4 protein-coding genes and 1 pseudogene are annotated in these 4578 nt (G+C 69.5%); 3 read left to right on the forward strand and 2 right to left on the reverse strand.

Translation table 11 applies throughout. The features are described from left to right. The coding region (locus EAO75_RS43440) for a VOC family protein (protein ID WP_148000670.1) at positions 1-344 on the reverse strand (344 nt) is incomplete at its 3' end. A gap of 75 nt (positions 345-419) precedes the next feature. Here EAO75_RS43440 and EAO75_RS43445 point away from each other — a divergent pair. The 3 genes and pseudogenes from EAO75_RS43445 to EAO75_RS43455 all read left to right on the forward strand — a co-directional run. Beyond that, a pseudogene (locus EAO75_RS43445) lies at positions 420-656 on the forward strand (VOC family protein); the annotation flags it as partial. A 71-nt stretch (positions 657-727) separates the two neighbouring features. Beyond that, the gene (locus EAO75_RS43450) at positions 728-3121 is read left to right on the forward strand and encodes an ATP-binding cassette domain-containing protein (RefSeq protein ID WP_148000667.1); all 2394 of its coding nucleotides are present in this window, start codon (positions 728-730) and stop codon (positions 3119-3121) included. Positions 3122-3301: 180 nt separating this feature from the next. Further along, positions 3302-3718: a helix-turn-helix transcriptional regulator gene (locus tag EAO75_RS43455; RefSeq protein WP_261989685.1), complete on the forward strand. Its 417-nt coding sequence runs from the start codon at positions 3302-3304 to the stop codon at positions 3716-3718. A 67-nt stretch (positions 3719-3785) separates the two neighbouring features. Here the strand turns inward: EAO75_RS43455 and EAO75_RS43460 are convergent, their stop codons facing one another. Then, positions 3786-4472, reverse strand: a complete 687-nt coding sequence (locus EAO75_RS43460) for a hypothetical protein (protein ID WP_315987689.1) — start codon at positions 4470-4472, stop codon at positions 3786-3788. Positions 4473-4578: the final 106 nt, after the last annotated feature.

The raw sequence follows: 4578 nt of genomic DNA on the forward strand, positions 1-4578 counted from the left end.
TACGGCTGGTCAGTGGGCTCCTGGACGACCTCGGCGCCGGTCGCCTGCACCTTCTCGAAGGTGTCATCGACGTTCGAGGTGGCCAGCAGGATCCAGCCGTAGGTGCCCTTGGCCATCATCTCGGCGATGGTGCGGCGTTCGTCCTCGGTGATTCCGGGGTCGGCGGCGGGGGGTGCGAGGAGGATGGACGTGCCGGGCTGGTCGGCGGGGCCGACCGTGATCCAGCGCATTTTGTCCTGACCGACGTCGGTTCGTACCTCGAAGCCGAGGGCGTCCCGGTAGAAGGCCAGGGAGGCCTCCGGGTCGTCGTGCGGAAGAAAAGTGGCGTGAATACTGATGTCCATGCCCGTCACGCTAGCCGTGGCGGGATGCCGGCGCTTCTCGATTCCTGACGACCTGCACCGACACGYGTTTTCGCCCCCGCCGCCGACCCCGGAATCACCGAGGACGAACGCCGCACCATCGCCGAGATGATGGCCAAGGGCACCTACGGCTGGATCCTGCTGGCCACCTCGAACGTCGATGACACCTTCGAGAAGGTGCAGGCGACCGGCGCCGAGGTCGTCCAGGAGCCCACTGACCAGCCGTACGGCATCCGCGACTGCGCCTTCCGCGACCCCGCGGGCAACCTGATCCGTATCCAGGCGCGGCCCTGACCGACGACATCCCGGCGAGCCCCACGCCGACCGGCAACGTTCCCGACCGAGCTGTAGATGGAGACCTCACGATGAGCACGGCCACGAGTACGGACCCGCAGTCCTCCGAGCCGCACGTTGCCGACAGCCACGAACTGATCCGCGTGCACGGCGCGCGCGAGAACAACCTCAAGGACATCAGCATCGAGATCCCGAAACGCCGGCTGACGGTGTTCACCGGTGTCTCCGGCTCGGGCAAGAGCTCGCTGGTGTTCGACACGATCGCCGCCGAGTCGCAGCGGCTGATCAACGAGACCTACAGCGCCTTCCTGCAGGGCTTCATGCCCAACCTCGCACGGCCGGAGGTCGACGTCCTCGACGGGCTCACCACCGCGATCACCGTCGACCAGCAGCGCATGGGCTCCGACCCCCGCTCCACCGTCGGCACCGCCACCGACGCCAACGCGATGCTCCGCATCCTCTTCAGCCGCCTCGGCAAGCCGCACATCGGCCCGCCCGCCGCGTACTCCTTCAACGTCGCCTCGGTCTCCGCCAGCGGCGGCTTCACCATCGACCGCGGTGCCGACAAGACCAAGACCGAGAAGGTCAGCTTCAGCCGCACCGGCGGCATGTGCACCCACTGCGAGGGCCGGGGACGGGTCTCCGACATCGATCTCACCCAGCTCTACGACGACACCAAGTCGCTGTCCGAGGATCCGTTCACCATCCCCACCTACACCGGGGACGGGTGGGTCGTGCGGGTCATATCCGAGTCGGGCTTCTTCGACAAGGACAAGCCGATCCGGCAGTACACCAAGAAGGAGCGGCACGACTTCCTCTACCGCGAGCCCACCAAGGTCAAGATCAACGGGGTCAACCTCACCTACGAGGGCCTGATCCCCAAGCTCCAGAAGAGCTTCCTGTCCAAGGACCGCGAGTCGATGCAGCCGCACATCCGGGCCTTCGWGGACCGGGCGGTCACCTTCGCCAAGTGCCCCGACTGCGACGGCACCCGGCTGAGCGAGATGGCCCGGTCCTCGAAGATCGACAAGGTCAACATCGCCGACGCGTGTGCCATGGAGATCCGGGATCTGGCGGAGTGGGTCCGGGGGCTCAAGGAGCCCTCCGTCGCGCCGCTGCTCGCCAAGCTCCAGCACAGCCTCGACTCGTTCGTGGAGATCGGCCTCGGCTATCTCTCCCTCGACCGCGCCTCCGGCACGCTCTCCGGCGGCGAGGCGCAGCGCACCAAGATGATCCGCCACCTCGGCTCCTCGCTCACCGACGTGACGTACGTCTTCGACGAGCCCACCATCGGTCTGCACCCGCACGACATCCAGCGCATGAACAACCTGCTGCTGCGCCTGCGGGACAAGGGCAACACGGTGCTCGTGGTGGAGCACAAGCCGGAGACCATCGCCATCGCCGACCACGTCGTCGACCTGGGCCCCGGCGCCGGCACCGCGGGCGGCACCGTCTGCTTCGAGGGCACCCTCGAAGAGCTGCGCAAGAGCGACACCGTCACCGGGCGGCATCTCGACGACCGGGCCAAGCTCAAGGAGTCGGTCCGCGCGGCCACCGGCAAGCTGGCGATCCGCGGCGCCACCGCCAACAACCTCCAGGGCGTCGACGTCGACATCCCGCTCGGCGTGCTGTGCGTGGTCACCGGCGTCGCCGGCTCCGGCAAGAGCTCGCTCGTCCACGGTTCCATCCCGGCGCCGGAGGGTGTCGTGTCGGTCGACCAGACGCCGATCCGCGGCTCCCGGCGCAGCAACCCGGCGACGTACACCGGACTGCTGGAGCCGATCCGCAAGGCGTTCGCCAAGGCCAACGGCGTCAAGCCGGCCCTGTTCAGCGCCAACTCCGAGGGCGCCTGCCCGACCTGCAACGGCGCCGGCGTCATCTACACCGACCTGGCGATCATGCAGAGCGTCGCCACCACCTGCGAGGACTGCGAGGGCAAGCGGTTCGACGCGTCGGTGCTGGAGTACCACTTCGGCGGCCGGGACATCAGCGAGGTGCTCGCGATGTCGGTGACCGAGGCGGAGGAGTTCTTCCGCGAGGGCGAGGCCCGCATCCCGGCCGCGCACAGGATCGTCGAGCGGATGGCGGACGTCGGGCTCGGCTACCTCACCCTCGGCCAGCCCCTGACCACGCTGTCCGGCGGTGAGCGGCAGCGGCTGAAGCTGGCCGTCCACATGGCCGACAAGGGCGGCGTGTACGTCCTCGACGAGCCGACGACCGGTCTGCACCTGGCCGACGTCGAGCAGCTCCTCGGCCTGCTGGACCGGCTCGTGGAGTCCGGCAAGTCGGTCATCGTGATCGAGCACCACCAGGCCGTCATGGCGCACGCCGACTGGATCATCGACCTCGGCCCGGGCGCCGGTCACGACGGTGGCCGGATCGTCTTCGAGGGCACCCCCGCCGACCTCGTCGCCGACCGCTCCACCCTCACCGGTGAGCACCTCGCGGCCTACGTCGGAGGCTGACCGGCGATGTGTCTGACCTCGGCACCTGTGATGGCCCTGCTCGCGTCCCGCTCCCGTCAGGCACGGGAGTGGACGCGGTGGGAGACGGCCCGGGAAGATGCGGGTGTGAGCCCGAGCCACTCGACATCCGAGGAACAGCGCCTGCGGACCCTCGTCGCGCTGCGGCGCGTCCGCGACCGGATGGACCGGGAGTACGCGCAGCCGCTGGACGTCGAGGCGCTCGCGCGGGGCGTGCACATGTCGGCCGGGCACCTCAGCCGTGAGTTCCGGGCCGCCTACGGGGAGTCGCCGTACGGCTATCTGATGACGCGGCGCATCGAGCGCGCGATGGCGCTGCTGCGCCGGGGCGACCTCAGCGTCACCGAGGTGTGCTTCGCGGTGGGCTGTTCGTCGCTCGGCACCTTCAGTACGCGTTTCACGGAGCTGGTCGGCATGTCGCCGAGCGCCTACCGGCGCCAGGAGACGGACGCGGCGGCCGGGATCCCGTCGTGCGTGGCGAAGCAGGTGACCCGGCCGCTCAGGAACCGGGAGGCGCCGTTCAGCCTGGCAGCCGCGGTCAACGGAGCGGTGCCGGCGGGCAAGGCACAGCCGTCGTGACGACGGGCCGGGGGCGCCGTCCCCTGTGCGGCGCCCCCGGCCCGTCGGTACCACGCGGGACCGGCCGCTACGGCAGGGTCCGCTGGTAGTACTTGTCGTCGTCGGAGTCGTAGAGCAGCTTGCCGTCGGCGTCGTAGCCCTTGATGTGGGGTGCCAGGGTGACCTGCTCGTTCAGCACGCCGGACGCCACGAACCAGCCGTGGTCGAGGACCGCCCGGCTGCTGGAGTTCCCGTAGGAGACCGTCACCTTGGCCACCGACGGCTCGACCGTGCCGATGAGCCCCCAGCGGAACGGCAGCTTCCAATTGCCCCGGTCGATGATCGACTGCTGGTAGAGCTTGCCGCCGTTGGGGTCGACGAACACCGGGCCCTCGTCCGGGATGACGTCGGCGTCATTGCCGACGCTAGTGTTCAGGCCTTGTGCCTCGCCGTCCCTGACGTTGCAGATCAGCCGGGTCGACTGCGGCGCGTCCTGCACCGCGACGACGTACATGCCGTCGCCGGGGGCGTTGGAGTCGCCTGTGCTGTTCATCGCCAGGATGATCCGGTAGCCGTCGGCCGTGCCCAGGTCGGTTTCGCCCGGGTGCGTGGGTCCGGACCGGCTGTAGTCCAGGCAGCTCTCCAGGCCGTCGGCCGCCTGCTCGAAGGTGATCCCGTCCAGCAGTTGCCCCGTCGTGGCGGGCCGCGCGGGCCGGGTCGGGGACGGCGTCGGCGASGCGGTCGGCGGGGGTGCCCTCGAAGACGATCCGGCCACCGTCGTGACCGGCGCCCGGGCCGAGGTCGATGATCCAGTCGGCGTGCGCCATGACGGCCTGGTGGTGCTCGATCACGATGACCGACTTGCCGGACTCCACGAGCGC

Source organism: Streptomyces sp. UW30, assembly GCF_008042075.1.
In the GTDB taxonomy this organism is placed as follows: Bacteria; Actinomycetota; Actinomycetes; order Streptomycetales; family Streptomycetaceae; genus Streptomyces.

Bases quoted from the DNA above. Each gene is read 5' to 3' on its own strand.
- EAO75_RS43455 (WP_261989685.1), top strand. From the start codon at position 3,302: ATGGACCGGGAGTACGCGCAGCCGCTGGACGTCGAGGCGCTCGCGCGG.